Genomic DNA, 18,715 nt, shown 5'->3' with positions numbered 1-18,715 from the left:
ACAGGCTTCCCAGTGGCTTCCAGGGCTGAACGCTCCGGCTCACTGTCAGTCATCGTTGACTAGGACAAACTGAAGCAATCGATGTGCCAGACGATCCGGCCCGGAGCGGATGCGTTTCGAGCGTGGACCTGACCGCGCTGGAAGCAGGATCGCCCCTGTTTGGGCAGGTCGCATCGGCCCCTGAGGCGATCGCTGGCGTAAAAACGGGCTCATGCCCAAGGCTTGTGCGACGCACAATCAACGGGCGAATCTGCATTCAAGAAATGAGCGTGTCGCAAGTTTTTGATGCAATTGTAGGCGTGATTATTTTTTCATCAATTCAGGTAACCAATTGAAAGAAGTGACATTTCTATCATCTGCCAATTTGGCACGGAGCTTGAATTAGGGGTTTCGACGCCATCGACGCCGTCAACGAGCAATCATTCAAATCGTGACACCGCCGAAAACGGGGGCCTCCCCGAGCGTGCATCTTTGCGCCTCCGCGTCCGTCGGTGTCCCGCTTCCTAGCGAAAGGGACTTTTTCCAATGAAGGAAGGCAATCCGACGTGGATTTCTGACTGGCGCCCCGAAGATGAGGCGTTCTGGAATGCGGGCGGCAAAGCCGTCGCCCGGCGTAACCTGATCTGGTCGATCGTCGCCGAACACATCGGCTTCTCCGTCTGGCTGATCTGGAGCATCGTCGCGACCAAGCTGCCGCAGGCGGGCTTCCACTACTCGACCGACGAGCTGTTCCAACTCGTGGCGGTGCCGGGACTGATCGGCGCCTTGATGCGCTTCCCCTACACTTTCGCAGTGACCACCTTCGGCGGCCGCAACTGGACCATCTTCAGCGCAGCCGTGCTGTTCATCCCGACGCTCGCGCTTGCGTACTTCGTCGGCCAGCCCGAAACGCCGTTCTGGCTGATGCTGATGGTTGCGTCGACCGCGGGCCTCGGTGGCGGCAATTTCGCGTCCAGCATGACCAACATCTCCTTCTTCTTCCCGGACAGGATGAAGGGATGGGCGCTTGGCCTGAACGCCGCCGGCGGCAACATCGGCGTCTCCAGCGTGCAGCTCCTGACGCCGATCCTGATGACGCTCGCCGTCATCAATCTGTTCCAGGCAACGCCGGTCGGCGGCGTCTATCTCCAGAACGCCGGCCTGATGTGGGTGCTGCCGATCGCGATCGCGGTGTTCGGCGCGGTGTTCTTCATGAACAACCTGACTTCGGCCAAGTCGTCGATCAAGAACCAGCTTGCCATCGTCAAGCGCAAGCACACCTGGATCATGGCTTTCATCTACATCGGAACGTTCGGCTCCTTCATCGGATACTCCGCCGCGTTTCCGCTGCTGATCAAGACCCAGTTTCCCACGGTCACGATCTCGATCGCATTCCTGGGTCCGCTGGTCGGCTCGCTGTCACGTCCGTTCGGCGGCTGGCTTGCCGACAAGGTCGGCGGCTCCATCATCACCTTCTGGAATTTCATCGCGATGGCGGCGGCCACGATCGGCGTGTTGTATTTCGTCGGGCAGAAGGACTTCACCGGCTTCCTGTCGATGTTCCTGGTCCTATTCCTGACGACGGGCATCGGCAACGGTTCGACCTACCGCATGATCCCCTCGATCTTCCGGGAGGAAAACCTGTTCAAGGTGCGCGGCAAGGGCGATGCGGCGCGCGCGCTGGCGCTGAAGACCGCGAGCATCGAGAGCGGTGCGGCTGTCGGCTTCATAGGCGCGGTCGGTGCTGTCGGCGGTTATCTGATCCCGAGCAGCTTCGGCAAGTCGATTGCGGCAACCGGAGGTCCGCAGCTCGCGCTTGCCATCTTCCTCGCATTCTACGCCTGCTGCCTCGCTTTGACCTGGTGGTTCTACCTGCGTCGCAGCGCGCAGGCTGAAGGCGCGCCAAGCCTCGCCGAAGCAAGAGTGTGACGCTAGGCATGAAACACGCTTCTCCCCGTACGCGGGGAGAAGACTCTCTGATGACGTTTGACCCATGAACTTTTTCCGCAACGGCGCGGACAAAGGCAGACCGAAACAGACAGGAAACCATCATGACGCCACAGCAGATCGCCCTCGTGCAGCAGAGCTTTTCCAAGGTCGCACCGATTTCAGAAGCAGCTTCGCAGCTGTTCTACGACCGCTTGTTCGAAGTCGCTCCCTCCGTGCGCGCAATGTTTCCCGAGGACATGACCGAACAGCGCAAGAAGCTGATGGGCATGCTCGCCGCTGTCGTCGGCGGCCTGTCGAATCTCGAGGCGATTCTTCCCGCGGCCTCCGCGCTCGCCAAGCGCCACGTCGCTTACGGCGCCAAGGCCGAGCACTATCCCGTGGTCGGCGCGACCTTGCTGTGGACCCTGGAAAAGGGCCTCGGCGATGCATGGACGCCCGAGCTCGCCACCGCCTGGACGGACGCCTACGGCGTGCTGTCCGGCTACATGATTTCCGAGGCCTATGGCGCTAGAGCGCAGGCCGCCGAATAGGAGATGCCTTGTGAGTGAGCCGCTCGTCATCGTCGGTAACGGTATGGCCGCAGCTCGTCTCGTCGACGAGCTCGCCAAGACCGCGCTCGGCCGCTACGCGGTCGCTGTGATCGGCGAGGAGCCGCGGCTCGCTTACAACAGAGTGTTGCTCTCATCCGTGCTGGCCGGCGAGACCGGCTCGCACGAGATCGAGCTCAGGCCCGCCGACTGGTGGCGCCATCGCGGCGTCACCGTGCGCTACGGCTATCGCGTCACCGAGATCGACACCGGTCGCCGCGAGCTCAAGATCGCAGGCGAAGAGAGCATGGAGTATTCCAAGCTCGTGCTCGCAACCGGATCGACGCCGCTGCGCCTCAACGTGTCAGGCGCCGATCTCGCCGGCGTGCATACTTTTCGCGATACGCGTGATGTCGATTTGCTGTTGACGCTGGCGGCGGCGAAGAAGCGCGTCGTCGTGGTCGGCGGCGGCCTGCTCGGGCTCGAGGCGGCCTATGGCCTGGCGAAAGCCGGCGCGCCGGTGACGCTGCTGCATCTGATGGACCGGCTGATGGAGCGCCAGCTCGATGGGCCGGCCGCCGATCTGCTCAAGACGCTGGTGGAGCGCAAGGGCATCCGCATCCTGCTCAATGCCTCGACCGCGCGCATCCATGGCGAGCGAAATGTCGAAGCCGTCGAGCTTGCCGACGGCAGCCGCATCGAGGCGGATGCGGTGATCTTCGCCGCCGGCATCAGGCCCAACGTTGCGCTGGCCAGCGAAGCCGGCATCGCGGTCAATCGCGGCATCGTCGTCGACGACGTGATGCAGACCGCATCGCCCGACATCTACGCGCTCGGTGAATGCGCCGAGCATCGCGGCACCTGTTACGGCCTGGTCGAGCCGGCCTATGAGCAGGCGCGCGTGCTGGCGCGGCATCTCGGCGGCCGTCCCGCCGCCTATCGGGGCAGCGTGGTCTCGACCAATCTGAAAGTGTCCGGCGTCAGCGTGTTCTCCGCCGGCGACTTCATGGGCGGGGAGGGCAGCGAGAGCCTGGTCCTGACCGATCGCCGGCGCGGCACCTACAAGAAGCTCGTGATTTCAGGCGGATGCCTCGCCGGCGCGGTGCTGATCGGCGAGACCGCGGATGCGCTCTGGTATCTCGAGCTGATCCGCACCCGCGAGAAGATCGCCGGGATCCGCGCCGACATGATGTTTGGCCGTGCGCTCGCGATTCCCTCCAAAGCGGCGTGACGGAGGCTGCCTGAGATGACGGCGATCGATACGACGCTCCGCACCACCAAGACGACTTGTCCTTATTGCGGCGTCGGCTGTGGCGTGCTCGCAACGCCTGACGGCGCGGGTGGCGCCGCGATCGCGGGCGACCCGGACCATCCCGCCAATTTCGGCCGGCTGTGCTCGAAGGGCTCTGCGCTTGGCGAGACTGTCGGACTCGAGGGCCGGTTGCTCTATCCGATGATCCGCTGCAAGGGTGTGCTCGAGCGCGTCGCCTGGAGCGATGCGCTGGATCACGTGGCCCACCGCATGCAGCACATCGTGGCGCGCGACGGCGCCGACGCGGTCGCGTTCTATCTCTCGGGCCAGCTTCTGACCGAGGATTATTACGTCGCCAACAAGCTGATGAAGGGCTTTGTCGGCACCGCCAACGTCGACACCAATTCCCGGCTCTGCATGTCGTCCTCGGTCGCCGGCCATCGCCGTGCCTTCGGCAGCGATACGGTGCCCGGCTGCTATGAGGATCTCGACCAGGCCGATCTGCTCGTCTTCGTGGGCTCGAACGCGGCCTGGTGCCATCCCGTGCTGTTCCAGCGCATGCTGAAGAACCGAGGGGAGCGTGGTGCCCGGATGGTCGTGATCGATCCGCGCCGCACCGATACCGCGAGCGATGTCGATCTATTCCTCGGCCTGAAGCCCGGCACCGACACCGCGCTGTTCTCCGGACTGTTCGTCCATCTCGCCGACCACGGTACGCTCGATCGCGATTACATCGCGCAGAACACCGGCGGATTCGACGATGCGCTGGCGCGTGCGCGCAGCATCGCCGGCAACGTCACGGCGACGGCGCTGGCGACGGGCCTCTCCGAGCAGGACGTCGCGACCTTCTTCAGGATGTTCCGCGACACCGAGCGCGTCGTCACGCTCTACTCGCAGGGCGTCAACCAGTCGGCGCAGGGCACCGACAAGGTCAATGCGATCCTGAACTGCCATCTCGCCACCGGGCGCATCGGCAAGCCGGGCGCTTCGCCGTTCTCGCTCACCGGGCAGCCCAACGCGATGGGCGGCCGCGAGGTCGGCGGCCTCGCCAACATGCTCGCGGCGCACATGAGCTTCACGCCGCCGGACATCGACCGTGTCAGGCGCTTCTGGAGGGCGCCGCATATCGCCACCCACGAAGGGCTGAAGGCGGTGCAGCTGTTCGAGGCGATCAACCGCGGCGAGGTCAAGGCGCTGTGGGTGATGGGCACCAACCCCGCGGTGTCGCTGCCTGACGCGGATTTCGTGCGCGAGGCGCTGAAGAAGCTCGAGCTGTTCGTCGTGTCCGAGAACGTATTCTCCAACGACACGGTCGAAGCCGGGCCGCATGTTCTGCTGCCGGCGCTGGCCTGGGGCGAGAAGTCGGGCACGGTGACCAATTCTGAACGTCGCATCTCGCGCCAGCGATCGTTCCTGCCGGCGCCCGGCGAAGCGCGGCCGGACTGGTGGATTCTGAGCGAAACCGCAAAACGTCTCGGCTTCGGCGACAGCTTCAATTACAAATCGGCCGCCGAGATATTTCGCGAGCATGCCGCGCTTTCGGCGTTCGAGAACAACGGTAGCCGCGATTTCGATATCGGCGCGCTCACCTCGTTGTCCGACGAGGCGTTCGATGCCTTGACGCCGGTGCAATGGCCCGCACGCGAAGGCCGGGCGCCGGGCGAGCGCTTCTTCGCGAGCGGTGGCTTCTTCACCAATGACGGCAAGGGTCGCTTCGTCGCGCCGGAGGTGCCGGCGCTGCGCAGCGAGACCGGTCCGTCGCGGCCCCTGCGCCTCAACACCGGGCGTATCCGCGACCAGTGGCACACCATGACGCGCACGGGCCTGAGCAAGCGGCTCGGCGCGCATCTGCCTGAGCCGTTCGTCGAGATTCACCCTGATGATGCCGGCAAATACGGCATCGTCCATGACGGCTATGCCCGCATCACCACCGATTTCGGCCAGTGCATTCTGAAGGTCGTCGTCAGTGAGGGCCAGCAGCGCGGCACGCTGTTCGTGCCGATCCACTGGAGTGCGATGAACGCCTCGCACGGCCGCGTTGGCGCGCTGGTGCAGTCCTTCACCGATCCGTTCTCGGGGCAGCCGGAATCGAAGGCGACGCCTGCGGCGATCGCGCTTTATGAATTCGTCTTCCGCGGTTTCGCGTTGTCGCGAAAGCAGCTCGATCTGCCGGCTAACCTGTTGTGGACCCGCGTCACTGTCTCCGGCGGGTTCGGCTATCTCTTCGCCGACAATGCGGATCTGTCGCGCTGGCCGGCCTGGCTCGACGGCCTCGCCGGCGAGGACGTCGCCGACTATCGCGATTTCGGCGGCGGCGTTTATCGCGCGGCCTCGTTCGCTGGAGATCGCATCGAGACGTGCCTGTTCGTCGGCCCCGCGCACGATGCCGGCGACTGGGAGGTGGTGAAGGGCGTGTTCGCAGCCGATCGCGTCACCGAGGATCAGCGCCGCATGCTGCTGTCGGGCAAGTCCAGCGAGGGCGCCGCCTCGACCGGCCCGATCGTCTGCGCCTGCTTCGGCGTCGGCCGCGGCACCATCCGCGACAGCATCGCGGCCGGTGCGCGCACCGCCGCCGAGATCGGCGCAAAACTCAAGGCCGGCACCAATTGCGGCTCCTGCATCCCCGAGTTGAAGCGCCTGATCGCGACGACGGAGGCGGTGGCAGTGAAAGAGGCGAAGCTGGCCGGAGCGGCGGGGTAGGATCGGCGCCTCAACCTCCGCCGTCATCGCCCGGCTTGATGCTTGGCCCGGACAGATCACTTGACCGGGCGATCCAGTACGCCGAAACATCAGTGACTCGCCGAGAAGCTGCGGCGTACTGGAATCCCCGCTTTCGCGGGGAAAACTGTGAGGCTGGGCTATCCCCCGCGCCAATCGACGCGCCCGCGATTGTGCCTTATGGTGCCGCGGCCTCCCCTCAGCGCCTTTGAAAACAATCATGTACCTGGAAACGCCGCCGCGCCTGTTCGAAACCAAAATCTTCTCAGTCATGCCCGACACGTTCCGCCGCAAGGGCGTGCGGACGGATTGGGCCGACGCCAACCGACCTGGTGTGTCGACAGATAGCTTCATCGAAGGTCCATCCTTCGACAAGGACGGTAATCTCTACATCGTCGACATTCCCTTCGGCCGCATCTTCCGTATCGCGCCTGATGGCGCGTGGTCGCTCGTGATCGAATATGAGGGATGGCCGAACGGGCTGAAGATCGCGGCCGACGGTCGCATCTTCGTGGCCGACTACATGCACGGGATCATGGAGCTCGACGCAAAGGCCGGGCGCATCAAGCCGATCCTGACGTCGCGTAATTCGGAATCGTTCCGCGGCTGCAACGATCTGCATCTCGCTTCCAACGGCGACATCTTCTTCACCGACCAGGGCCAGACCGGCCTGCACGATCCCAGTGGCCGCGTCTATCGCCTGACCGCAAGCGGCCGGCTCGATTGCCTCATCGACACCGGCATCAGCCCGAACGGGCTCGTGCTCGATCCCGGCGAACGCGTGCTGTTCGTTGCCATGACGCGCGACAATGCAGTGTGGCGGCTGCCGTTCATGACGGACGGCAGCGTCTCGAAGGTCGGTCGGTTCTGCACGCTGTTCGGTACATCGGGTCCTGATGGCATGACCATGGACGCAAGCGGCCGGCTGTTCGTCGGCCACGCCTCGCTCGGCCACGTCTTCGTGTTCGCGCCGAACGGCGAATTGATCGCGCGGATCAAGTCTTGCGCCGGGCCGAACTGCACCAACGTCGCCATCGGCGGCCCGAAGAAAGATCGGCTCTATATCACGGAGTCGGCGACAGGCAGCGTGCTGGTCGCGGACATCAGCGGATTGAACTCTTGAGCGCGATGGCAGTTTGCCTCACTCGAAGAGCGGCTTCGGAGCGAACATGAACACGAAATCCTTCGGCAGGACCGGCGCCAACGTCTCCGTCATCGGGCAGGGCACCTGGTATCTCGACCACGGCGATCGCAAGCGCGCGATCGCGGCGCTTCAGCGCGCGCTCGATCTCGGCATGACCCATATCGACACCGCCGAGATGTATGGCGATGCCGAGCTCGTTATCGCCGATGCGATCGCCGGCCGCCGCGACGAGGTCTTTCTGGTCTCGAAGGTGCTGCCGAGCAATGCCTCGCGGCGCGGCACCATCACGGCTTGCGAACGCTCGCTCAAGCGGCTGAAGACCGACAGCCTCGATTGCTATCTGCTGCACTGGCGCGGCTCCTATGATCTCGAAGACACCGTCGCCGCGTTCGAGGAGCTGGTGACATCAGGCAAGATCAAATCGTGGGGCGTCTCCAATTTCGACGCCGACGATCTCGACGAAATGCTGGAGGTCTCGGGCCAAGGCAAGATCGCCTGCAATCAAGTGCTCTATCATCTCAAGGAGCGCGCGATCGAGCATGCGGTGATCCCGTGGTGCGAGCGGCACGGCGTTGCGGTCGTGGCCTACTCGCCGTTCGGGCACGATGATTTCCCCGATGAACGCAGCAAGGGCGGCGCCGTGCTCGCGCGCATCGCGGAGGCGCGTCGTGCGACGCCGCGTCAGGTCGCGCTGAGCTTCCTCACCCGTGCGACTACGGTGTTCGCGATCCCGAAGGCTTCGTCCGCGGATCATGCCGGCGAAAATGCGGCCGCGGGCGATCTCGTGCTGACGAAGGAGGAGATTTCGGCGCTGGATGCGGTGTTTCCGCGCGGTCCGAAGCCGCGCGGCCTGCCCATGCTGTAGCGCACAAACTCCTATTATTAATGGAGTATTGACGCGCGCGGACCTGAGCGCATATCGGCATCCTGTTTTCGGAAGTTGTGAAAGCGGCGCATTTGTCGTTTTTATGGGCGGTTCTCGAATCGCATTCTTGCCGGGTTCCCACAGTGACACCGCCGCCCGCCGCAGCCGCAAGGCTCGACAGTATTCCCATGCCCATGCCTCAGAAGAAGCAGGAGGCTCGCCGCGCGCCTGCGCGCGTCGATCATCCCTTCAAAGGCATCGCGCTGGTGCTGCTGTCGACGGTGTTTCTCGGCTGCTCGGACGTCACCGCGAAATATCTTTCGACCAGCCTGCCGTCGATCGAGATCACCTGGATCCGCTTCGTCACCTTCGCGCTGATGTTCACCCCGGTGATGCTGCCGGGCTCGCCGCTGCACGCGATGCGCACCGAGCGTCTCGGGCTGCAATTGATGCGTGGCGTCGCGCTGCTGGGATCCTCGCTGTTCTTCATCACGGGCCTGCGTTTCCTTCCCATCGCGGAAGCCTCCGCCACCGGCTTCGTCTCGCCGCTGTTCGTCACCGCGCTCTCGATCATCTTCCTGAGCGAGAAGGTGGGCATGCGCCGCTGGATCGCGACAGCGGTCGGCCTCGTGGGTGTGATGATCATCCTGCGGCCCGGTTCGAGCGCGTTCCACGCCGCCGCGTTCTTCCCGATCGTCTCGGCGTTCTGCTGGGCTGCCGCGCTGATCATGACGCGCCTGATGAGCGGCCGCGAGGCCGTGCTCACCACGATGGCGTATTCGGCGCTGACCGGCGTTGCGATCCTCAGCATCATGGTGCCGTTCGTCTGGGTGACGCCGACCTGGACCGGCATCGGCCTCGGCATCGTGATCGGCCTTGCCTCCACCATCGGCCAGTGGATCATCGTGCTCGCCTATCGCTACGGCGATGCCTCGGTGCTGGCCCCGTTCTCCTACACGCAATTGCTGTGGGTCAGCATCCTGGGCTTCTTCCTGTTCGGTGAAGTACCCGACATCTGGACCGTCACGGGCGCGGCCTTCATCGTCGCCAGCGGTCTCTACATCGCCCATCGCGAGCGCGTCCGCCGCGCCCAGCTTCTGGTGCAGGCGGCGCGTTCTCCGAACCCCTGACGCAAGTCCACGCGTCCCGCTTCGTGCTATCAACGGTTCCAACGAATGGGGAGGAGCCGGATGCGCGCTGCGATTTTTAGGAACGGTGAGATTGTCGTCGGTCATATGGCCGAACCGAAGCCCGGCCCCGGCCAGGTGCTGGTCAAGACGCTCGCCTGCGGCATCTGCGGTTCCGATCTGCACGCGCGCCAGCATGCCCCACGAATGGTGGAAATGGCGAAGAAGACCGGGCGACCGGCGATGGATCTGTCGCGCGACGTCGTGTTCGGCCACGAGTTCTGCTGCGAGATTGTCGACTACGGCCCCGGCACCGTACGCAAGCTCAAGCCGGGCACGCATGTGTGCTCGCTGCCGGCGCTGCTGACGCCCGAGGGCATCAAGGGCATCGGCTACTCCAACGACTTCGTCGGTGGCTATGCGGAACAGATGTTGCTCAGTGAGCCGCTGCTGCTGGAAGTGCCGAACGGCCTTGCGCCCGAACACGCCGCGCTGACCGAGCCGCTCGCCGTCGGCGTTCACGCGGTCGAAAAAGCCGATATCCGTGGAGGTGAGGTGCCGCTGGTGATTGGATGCGGCCCGGTCGGGCTCGCCGTGATCGCCGCGCTCAGGATCAAGGGCCTGCATCCGATCGTCGCGGCCGACTATTCGCCGGCGCGCCGCGCGCTCGCCACCAAGCTCGGCGCCGACATCGTCGTCGATCCCAAGGTGTCGCAGCCCTACGCAACCTGGGCCGAGCACGCGCAGATGTCGGAGGCGGAGAAGGCGGCGCGACCGCTGTTCCAGGCCATGCTGCCCGCGCTGAAGCCGGCAATCATCTTCGAATGCGTCGGCGTTCCGGGCCTGTTGCAGCAGGTGTTCGAGGGCGCGCCGCGCGATGCGAAGGTCGTCGTGGTCGGCGTCTGCATGGAGAGCGACAAAAACGAGCCCATGCTCGGCATCATGAAGGAGCTCAACGTCCAGTACGTGCTCGGCTACACGCCGGATGAGTTTGCAGCGTCGCTGCGCCTGATCGCCGAAGGGCAGGTGGATGCCGCAGCGATGGTGACGGCGGAAGTGGGCATCGACGGTGTCGCAAAGGCGTTCGCCGATCTCGCAAATCCCGAGGCGCACACCAAGATCATCGTGCAGCCGTGGCGGTGAGGCCTCACACCGGCAGCGCGATCGAATATTTGACCTGGCTGAGCGCAAAGCTGGACTCGATCGAGGCGATGCCGTCGAGCCGCGTCAGCTTGGTCTTCAGGAAGGTCTCGTAGGAGGCGAGGTCGGCGGCGACGACGCGGAGCAGATAATCGCGGTTGCCGGTCATCAGATAGCACTCCAGCACCTCGTCCCATTTCGAGATGGCGCGGGCGAAGCGGTTGAGGTCCTCCTCCTTCTGCCGCGCCAGCTTGATCGAGATGAAGACGCTGACATGCAGACCCAGCGCCTTCTGGTCAACGGTGGCGATGTAGCGCGAGATCACGCCGCGCTCCTCGAGCAGTTTCACCCGGCGATGGCAGGGCGAGACCGAGAGCCCGACCTTGTCGGCGAGTTCCTGCATGGTCAGCCGGCTGTCGGTCTGGAGGTGGCCGAGAATCTTGCGGTCGATGGCGTCGAGCTCGGGCATTGGGATGAAACCTGCTTCTAGCGTTCTGTCTTGGTAAAGTATCCCAATATTCGGGGGTATGGCGCGAAAAATTGAGAAGTTTGGCGCCCGCCGCAGGCGTATCATCGTCGCAACCTGTTTTCCGGGAGCACATTGCCATGCCCGTTGATTCCGCCCGCCTCGACACGCTGACTGCACTGGCCCGCAAGGCGCTGTGGCTGTCGTCATGGACCATCCATCACGCCAACCACATCCGCCCCAACACCGATGGCCTCAAGGTCGGCGGCCACCAGGCTTCGTCAGCCTCGCTCGCGACCATCATGTCCGCGCTGTATTTCCATGTGCTGCGGCCCGAGGATCGCGTCGCGGTGAAGCCGCATGCGAGCCCGGTATTCCACGCCATCCAATACTTGTTTGGCCGGCAGAGCCGCGAGAAGCTGGAGAACTTTCGCGGCTTCAAGGGCGCGCAGTCCTATCCCTCGCGCACCAAGGATGTCGACGACGTCGATTTCTCGACCGGTTCGGTCGGCCTCGGCGTGGCGCAGACGTTGTTCGCCTCGCTGGTGCAGGACTACGTCAAGGCGCACGGCTGGATGAAGGATCGCCGCGAGGGGCGGATGATCGCCCTCGTCGGCGATGCGGAGATGGACGAGGGCAACATTTTCGAGGCCCTCGCGGAGGGGTGGAAGCACGGCCTGCGCAACACCTGGTGGGTGGTCGACTACAACAGGCAATCGCTCGACGCCGTCGTGCGCGAAGGTCTCTGGGAAAAGTTCGAGACGATGTTCCGCAATTTCGGCTGGGACGTCGTCATCGTGAAATACGGCCGCCTGATGCGCGAGGCTTTTGCCGAGTCCGGCGGCGAGGCGCTGAAGCGCTGGATCGACAATTGCCCGAACGCGCTCTACGCCGCGCTGTGCTTCCAGGGCGGCGCCGCCTTCCGCAAGCATCTGCATGACGAGATCGGCGACCAGGGCCCGATCACGAAATTGATCGACAAGCGCAGCGACGAGGAGCTGCTCGCGCTGATGTCGAATCTCGGCGGCCACGACATGGCGAGCATGGTCGAGGCGTTCGAGTCCATCGACCATGACCGCCCGGTCTGCTTCATCGCCTACACCATCAAGGGCGTCGGCCTGCCGTTCCAGGGCCACAAGGACAACCATGCCGGCCTGATGACGGTCGCGCAGATGGAGAAATATCGCGAGAGCCAGAACATCCGTTCCGGCCATGAATGGGACAAGTATGAAGGCCTGACGCAAGACGCCGCCGAGCTCGACGCTTTCCTGGCGGGCGTGCCGTTCAACCGGGATGGCCGCCGGCTGACTGCGCCCGTCGTCGAGGTGCCCGCCCAACTCGCGTTCAAGCCGTCGCCGCAGATGTCCACGCAGCAGGGCTTCGGCCTCGTGCTGAACGAGATCGCGCGCGGCGACAGCGAACTGGCAAAACGCATCGTCACGACGTCGCCCGACGTCACGGTTTCGACCAATCTCGGCCCGTGGGTGAACCGGCGCGGCCTGTTCGCGCGCGGCGAGAAAGCGGACTTATTCCGCAGCGAGAAAATTCCGTCCACCTTCAACTGGGAGTTCTCGCCGAAGGGCCAGCATCTCGAGCTCGGCATTGCCGAGATGAACCTGTTCATCATGCTCTCGGCGCTCGGCCTGTCGCACCAGATCAACGGCGCGCGCCTCTTGCCGGTCGGCACGCTCTACGATCCCTTCATCGAGCGCGGCCTCGATGCGCTGAACTACGCCTGCTACCAGGATGCGCGCTTCATGGTGGCGGCGACGCCGTCAGGCATCACGCTCGCGCCCGAAGGTGGTGCGCACCAGTCGATCGCAACACCGCTGATCGGGATGGCGCAGGACGGGCTCGCCTCGTTCGAGCCTGCTTTCGTCGACGAGCTCGCCGTGATCATGGGATGGGGCTTCGAGCACATGCAGCGCGATCCGGGCGAGGGCGGTTCGGTGTACTTGCGGCTCTCGACGCGGTCGATCGAGCAGGCTCAGCGCATCATGACACCGGAGCTGCAACAGGGCATCACCGACGGCGCCTATTGGCTGCGCAAGCCCGGCCCCAATGCCGAACTCGTGATCGCCTATACCGGTGCGGTTGCGCCGGAAGCGATCGAGGCGACCGGCTTCATCGGTGAGAACAGGCGCGACATCGGCCTGCTCGCGATTACCTCGGCCGATCGGCTGCATGCGGGATGGACCGCCGCACGGAAAATGCGGCGCGACAGGCGCGGCGTGCAGCATCTCAGCCACATCGAAAAGCTGCTGGCGCCGCTGCCGCGCGACTGCGGCATCGTGACCGTGATCGACGGCCATCCCTCCGCGCTCGGCTGGCTCGGCAGCGTCCGTGGCCACCGCGTCGAGGCGCTTGGCGTCGAGCAGTTCGGCCAGACCGGCACCATCGCCGACCTCTACCGCCACTACGGCATCGACGCCAATGCAATCATCGATGCGGCGGAAAGTCTCACCGCCGGTGCGCCGGTGCTGCATCGGAAGATGGCTGTGTAGTGGAAGTAACCTCCTCGTCGTTCCGGGGCGACGCGTAGCGTCGAGCCCGGAATCCATAACCACGATCGGGAGTATGGATTCCGGGCCCGCGCCAAAGGGGCGCGTCCCGGAATGACATCCGAGAGAGCCTTGCCACGTTCCCGCCATCGGCTCATATAACCTCCGTCCGCCGCAACGCTGGCCCCGCATATGGCGGGTTCAATTGCTGGCGCTTTCGTGCAAGGATGCCTGCCGAAACGCCCCCTCCAAGCCCCCAAGAAGAGGTTAACGATGGTCAATCGCATGCAATTCTACATCGACGGCGCCTGGGTCGATCCCGCCGTCAAGAAGTCCACCGCCGTGGTGAACCCCGCGACGGAAGAGGCGATGTACGAGGTTGCGCTCGGATCCAAGGCCGATGTGGACAAGGCGGTTGCCGCCGCCAAGCGCGCCTTCGTGACTTTCTCCCAGACCAGCCGTGAAGAGCGCGTCGCGCTGCTCACCAAGGTGATCGAGATCTACAAAGGCCGTCTCAAGGAGATCGGCGCCGCCGTTTCCGACGAGATGGGCGCGCCGCTGCCGATGGCCGAGAAGCTGCAGGCCGGCGCCGGCCTTGGCCATCTCATGACCACGCTCGATGTGCTCAAGAACTATCATTTCGAGGAGCCGGTCGGCACCGCCATGGTGCTGCGCGAGCCGATCGGCGTGGTCGGCATGATCACGCCCTGGAACTGGCCGCTCAACCAGATCGCCTGCAAGGTCGCACCCGCGCTCGCGGCCGGCTGCACCATGATCCTGAAGCCCAGCGAGTTCACCCCGACCTCGGCTTTGATTTTTGCGGAAATCCTCCATGAAGCCGGCGTGCCGAAGGGCGTGTTCAACCTCGTCAACGGCCTCGGCCCCGAGGTCGGCGCCGCCATGAGCGAGCACCCCGACATCGACATGATCTCCTTCACCGGCTCGACCCGCGCCGGCATCGACGTCGCCAAGCGCGCGGCGCCGACCGTGAAGCGCGTCAGCCAGGAGCTGGGTGGCAAGTCGCCCAACGTCATCCTCGAAGGTGCCGACCTCACCAAGGCGGTGACCGGCGGCGTGATGCACATGTTCAACAACTCCGGCCAGTCCTGCAACGCGCCTTCGCGCATGATCGTGCCGCTGTCGAAGATGAAGGAAGTCGCCGCGATCGCGAAGGCCGTCGCCGACAAGACCAAGGCGGGCGATCCGCGCGCGGAAGGCACGACGATCGGCCCCGTGGTCAACCGCGGCCAGTGGGACAAGATCCAGGCGCTGATCAAGAAGGGCATCGACGAGGGCGCAACGCTCGTCGCCGGCGGCCCGGGCCTGCCCGAAGGCGTCAACAAGGGCTTCTATGTCCGCCCGACCATCTTCGCCGACGTCACCCCCGAGATGACGATCGCCCGCGAAGAAATCTTCGGACCGGTGCTGACCATCCTCGGCGCCAAGGACGAAGCCGACGCCGTGCACATCGCCAACGACACGCCCTATGGCCTCGCTGGTTACGTCTCCGGCGCGTCGGTCGAGGACGCCAAGCGCGTCGGTCGCCAGATCCGCGCCGGCAACGTCAACCTTCAGGGCGTGCCCAACGACCGCACCGCGCCGTTCGGTGGCTACAAGCAGTCGGGCAACGGCCGCGAGTGGGGCAAGTACGGCCTCGAGGACTTCCTCGAAGTGAAGGCGGTGGCCGGCTTCAACGCAGCGTAAGCGTTAGAGCGCGAACAGAACGACGCCGGGGCGGGAAACCGCTCCGGCGTTTTTCGTTTGATCCTTGCGCGCGAGGCTCAGGTCGCGTGCCTATCCCCCCACCGCGCCCTGCGTATTCACATACAGCGCGTAGATCGACTGGCTTGCCGCCATGAACAGGCGGTTGCGCTTGACGCCGCCGAAGCAGAGATTGGCGCAGCGCTCGGGCAGCGCGATGCGGCCGATCATGACGCCGTCGGGTGCGAACACCACGACGCCGTCGAGCTCGGGATCGCCCATGCCCCAGCCGCACCAGAGATTGCCGTCGATGTCGACGCGGAAACCGTCCGGCGTGCCGGGGCCAGCATCGACGAAGACGCGCTTGTTCGAAAGCTTGTCGCCGGAAGGCGAGACGTCATAGGCGAGAATTTTGCGGGTCGGCACGCCGCGGGACTCGATGAGGTAGAGGATTTTCTCGTCCGGTGAGAAGGCGAGCCCGTTCGGCCCGAGCACACCCTCGGCCACGACGGTGGCCTTGCGGGTCTCCGGGTCGAGCCTGTAGACGTTCATGTCGATCTCGGGCTCGGACTTGTAGCCCTCGTAATTGCCGAGGATGCCGAAGATCGGATCGGTGAACCAGATCGAGCCGTCCGATTTAACAACGACATCGTTCGGCGAATTCAGCCGCTTGCCATTGAATTGATCCATCAGCACGGTGATCTCGCCGTCATGCTCCGTGCGGGTCACGCGACGGCCGCCGTGCTCGCAAGTCACCAAGCGGCCCTGGCGATCCCTGGTGTTGCCATTGGCGAAATTGGAGGGCTTACGGAAGTTCGAGACCGCGCCGGTCTCTTCCTCCCATTTGATGATGCGCTGGTTCGGGATATCGCTGCAAAGCAGATAGCGCCCGTCGCCGAACCACACCGGACCCTCGGCCCAACGCAGGCCGGTCGCCAGCCGTTCCACCGCCGAGAGTTTCAACCAGTATTTCTCGAAGCGGGGATCGAGCGCGTGAATGGCCGGATCGGGATAGTAGCTCGCCGGCCGCCAGCCTGACCGCTCCTGATTGTGGGACGATGCCTCATTCATGCCGGTTCTCTCGTTTCGTTCCCTCTGGACAATCCTGCTATCATTAGAGACACGTGACGGCAAATCGGTCACCAAAGACGAGGAAAGACATGCCGCGCATCTTGATGACGGGAGCTTCGGGCGGGATCGGAACGCGCCTGCGCAAATTGCTGCCGCCGATCTATCCGGAGCTCCTGCTCAGCGACATCCGCGCGCCGAAGGATCTCGGGCCCAACGAGCAGTTCAAGGCGGCGGACCTGTCGGACCTCGCACAGTGCGAGGCGATTTGCGAGGGCGTCGACGGCATCATCCATTTCGGCGGCTATTCGGTCGAGGGCCCCTGGAACGACATTCTCCAGGCCAACATCATCGGTGGCTACAATCTGTTCGAGGCGGCGTATCGCAAGGGCGTCAAGCGCGTGGTGTTCGCCTCGTCGAACCACACGGTCGGCTTCTATCCGCGCCACCGCAGGATCGACACCAACGTCACCGTGCGCCCGGACGGCCGCTACGGCGTCAGCAAGGTGTTCGGCGAAGCTGTCGGCGCGCTCTATGCCGACAAGCACGGGCTGAAGGTCACCTGCATCCGCATCGGCAATTGCGACGAGCGCCCGCTCGACCATCGCCGTATCGCCATGTGGCTGATGCCGGAAGACCTGGTGCAACTCTGCCGGATCGGCCTGGAGCATCCCGACATTCATTTCGAGATCTTCTACGGCGTGTCGCTGAACGAGCGCGCCTGGTGGGACAACCATCGCGCCTACGAGTTCGGCTATCGCCCGATCGGCCGCTCCGAGGATCACGTCGCGCACGCCATGGCCGAGCAGGCCAAGCTGAAGCCCGATCCGGTCGGCGATCACTTCCAGGGCGGCGCCTTCTGCAGCAACGAATTCGACGGCGATGAGAGCCGGATCATCGATTGGAATAAGCGCTGATCTTTGTCGTCATGGTCGGGGTCGTCCCGGAGCGCTTGATTTAGATCAACGTCACTGCGGGCATCGTCTGGCTCTCGATTTGTGCGGTCGCAATTCGGGAGTCACGACAATGAAATTCAAATTGTCCTTCATCGCACCGCTCGCGCTGATCGCGTCGGCACCAGCGCAGGCCGCACCACTCAGCGACGCCGAGGCGATATTTCTCGATCAGCTCGTCACGGCATCCGCGGTGCTCGAACAACGATGCGTCGGCTACGAGGCCGACGGTTCGGGCGGCGTTCGGCTCGGTGCGCGGCTGCTCGGCAGTCCCAATGCCGCGATGGCGATGATCGACGCGTATTCGGCAGCCATCAAGGCGCGCGACGGCGAGAGCTATGATCCCGCCAAATTCCGCCCCGAGGTCTCGGACGCGGCGGGCAAGCGATTCAGGCGCGTCCGGGCGGATCTGATCAAGGACCCGAAAGCGGCCTGCGCCGGCTACGGCGATGCCGGCGTGGATCGTGGGCTGCTTCGACGGTACTGAACGGGAGACAAGCTTCGATTGACGGCGGCTGCTTCTAGGCTCCGCTCGCAAATCCAACGAACGTCGTGGCCTCATCGACCGACTTGCGCTCGGAAACGACGGCATTGGCTGGAAAGCTGTGATCAGGCCAGCCGAGCGCGATGCTTTTCATGATCACCTGATCATCCGCAATCCCGGCATGCTCGCGCACGACGGGGGATTGCATGATCCCCTGGCTGTTGATCACGGCGCCAAGCCCCCGCGACCAGGCCGCGTTGACGAGCGCGGTCGCCACCGCGCCGCAGTCAAAGGCCGTATCGTCGCTGGAGGCCAGCTCGCGATCATATGTGATGATCACGCACACCGGCGCGTCGAACTGGCGAAAGCCGCGCAGGACCCAGTCTTGCCGCTGCTGCTTGTCATCCCGCGCGATTCCCATGGCGCTGAACAGCTGCTTGGCAACGCCAATCTGGCGTTCGCGATGCACGCCCTCGAATGCCTGGCCGGTTCGAAATTCGCGCGAGTGCGGCACGCCCGCCAGATTGCGCTCGGTGTTGCCCTGACGGATACGATCCAGCGGCGCTCCGGTGATGACGTAGAAATTCCACGGCTGGGTATTCATCGACGATGGCGCGCGCATGGCCAGCGCCAGGATTTCCTTGATCAATTCCGGCGGGACAGGGTCGGGCTTGTAACCGCGAATGCTTCGCCGGCCGAGAATGACATCATCAAATTCCATTTTACGGCATCCTGAAATTGGCGTGATGTCGCGTTCTCCCTCACAGTTCTGGTCATGTCCATTGCTTTCTGACGAGCAAAGAGTTCGGCCTCTTCCTGTTTGCCAACCTCACGGACGTG

The 18,715-nt window shown here is 64.3% G+C and carries 16 protein-coding genes; 13 read left to right on the top strand and 3 right to left on the bottom strand.

The window, feature by feature from the left end; translation table 11 throughout:
* The first annotated feature begins 122 nt into the window (after nt 1-122).
* The 9 genes from QY049_RS32455 to QY049_RS32415 all read left to right on the top strand — a co-directional run bounded on the left by QY049_RS32455 (nt 123) and on the right by QY049_RS32415 (nt 10,705).
* On the top strand, nt 123-335 hold the full coding sequence (locus QY049_RS32455) for a hypothetical protein (protein WP_258762606.1): 213 nt from the start codon (nt 123-125) through the stop codon (nt 333-335).
* A gap of 190 nt (nt 336-525) precedes the next feature.
* Nucleotides 526-1,908 (top strand): MFS transporter, encoded by a 1,383-nt coding sequence (locus tag QY049_RS32450; RefSeq protein ID WP_194477047.1) that lies wholly within the window; start codon nt 526-528, stop codon nt 1,906-1,908.
* A gap of 122 nt (nt 1,909-2,030) precedes the next feature.
* A complete protein-coding gene (locus QY049_RS32445) occupies nt 2,031-2,459 on the top strand; it encodes a globin family protein (protein WP_258762605.1) in 429 nt (142 codons plus the stop codon).
* A 10-nt stretch (nt 2,460-2,469) separates the two neighbouring features.
* Entirely contained in the window at nt 2,470-3,687 is a 1,218-nt protein-coding gene (locus QY049_RS32440) for an NAD(P)/FAD-dependent oxidoreductase (protein ID WP_258762604.1), read from the top strand.
* Between the two features lie 15 nt (nt 3,688-3,702).
* A complete protein-coding gene (locus QY049_RS32435; protein WP_258762603.1) occupies nt 3,703-6,408 on the top strand; it encodes a nitrate reductase in 2,706 nt (901 codons plus the stop codon).
* Nucleotides 6,409-6,646: 238 nt separating this feature from the next.
* Nucleotides 6,647-7,549 (top strand): SMP-30/gluconolactonase/LRE family protein, encoded by a 903-nt coding sequence (locus tag QY049_RS32430; protein WP_258762602.1) that lies wholly within the window; start codon nt 6,647-6,649, stop codon nt 7,547-7,549.
* A gap of 46 nt (nt 7,550-7,595) precedes the next feature.
* Nucleotides 7,596-8,435: an aldo/keto reductase gene (locus QY049_RS32425; RefSeq protein WP_258762601.1), complete on the top strand. Its 840-nt coding sequence runs from the start codon at nt 7,596-7,598 to the stop codon at nt 8,433-8,435.
* A 188-nt stretch (nt 8,436-8,623) separates the two neighbouring features.
* The gene (locus QY049_RS32420; protein ID WP_194477041.1) at nt 8,624-9,565 is read left to right on the top strand and encodes a DMT family transporter; all 942 of its coding nucleotides are present in this window, start codon (nt 8,624-8,626) and stop codon (nt 9,563-9,565) included.
* 105 nt (nt 9,566-9,670) lie between these two features.
* Nucleotides 9,671-10,705, top strand: a complete 1,035-nt coding sequence (locus QY049_RS32415) for a zinc-binding dehydrogenase (RefSeq protein WP_301270395.1) — start codon at nt 9,671-9,673, stop codon at nt 10,703-10,705.
* 4 nt (nt 10,706-10,709) lie between these two features.
* Here the strand turns inward: QY049_RS32415 and QY049_RS32410 are convergent, their stop codons facing one another.
* A complete protein-coding gene (locus QY049_RS32410; RefSeq protein WP_258762599.1) occupies nt 10,710-11,171 on the bottom strand; it encodes an Lrp/AsnC family transcriptional regulator in 462 nt (153 codons plus the stop codon).
* A 137-nt stretch (nt 11,172-11,308) separates the two neighbouring features.
* Here QY049_RS32410 and QY049_RS32405 point away from each other — a divergent pair, with 137 nt between their 5' ends.
* Nucleotides 11,309-13,672 (top strand): transketolase, encoded by a 2,364-nt coding sequence (locus tag QY049_RS32405; protein ID WP_258762598.1) that lies wholly within the window; start codon nt 11,309-11,311, stop codon nt 13,670-13,672.
* A 270-nt stretch (nt 13,673-13,942) separates the two neighbouring features.
* On the top strand, nt 13,943-15,373 hold the full coding sequence (locus QY049_RS32400; protein ID WP_258762597.1) for an aldehyde dehydrogenase family protein: 1,431 nt from the start codon (nt 13,943-13,945) through the stop codon (nt 15,371-15,373).
* 90 nt (nt 15,374-15,463) lie between these two features.
* On the opposite strand, the gene QY049_RS32395 is transcribed toward QY049_RS32400, so the two are convergent.
* A complete protein-coding gene (locus QY049_RS32395) occupies nt 15,464-16,441 on the bottom strand; it encodes an SMP-30/gluconolactonase/LRE family protein (RefSeq protein WP_237863632.1) in 978 nt (325 codons plus the stop codon).
* 89 nt (nt 16,442-16,530) lie between these two features.
* On the opposite strand from QY049_RS32395, the gene QY049_RS32390 reads away from it, so the two are divergent.
* On the top strand, nt 16,531-17,355 hold the full coding sequence (locus tag QY049_RS32390; protein ID WP_258762596.1) for an NAD(P)-dependent oxidoreductase: 825 nt from the start codon (nt 16,531-16,533) through the stop codon (nt 17,353-17,355).
* A gap of 109 nt (nt 17,356-17,464) precedes the next feature.
* Nucleotides 17,465-17,878 (top strand): hypothetical protein, encoded by a 414-nt coding sequence (locus tag QY049_RS32385; protein WP_258762595.1) that lies wholly within the window; start codon nt 17,465-17,467, stop codon nt 17,876-17,878.
* A 34-nt stretch (nt 17,879-17,912) separates the two neighbouring features.
* Here QY049_RS32385 and QY049_RS32380 read toward each other — a convergent pair whose 3' ends face one another.
* On the bottom strand, nt 17,913-18,596 hold the full coding sequence (locus tag QY049_RS32380) for a nitroreductase (RefSeq protein ID WP_258762594.1): 684 nt from the start codon (nt 18,594-18,596) through the stop codon (nt 17,913-17,915).
* Nucleotides 18,597-18,715: the final 119 nt, after the last annotated feature.

The organism is Bradyrhizobium sp. WYCCWR 13022, assembly GCF_030435535.1.
Lineage (GTDB): Bacteria > Pseudomonadota > Alphaproteobacteria > Rhizobiales > Xanthobacteraceae > Bradyrhizobium.
Note: the sequence above shows the minus strand (reverse complement) of the source record. Positions and strands in the feature narration are given on the sequence as shown.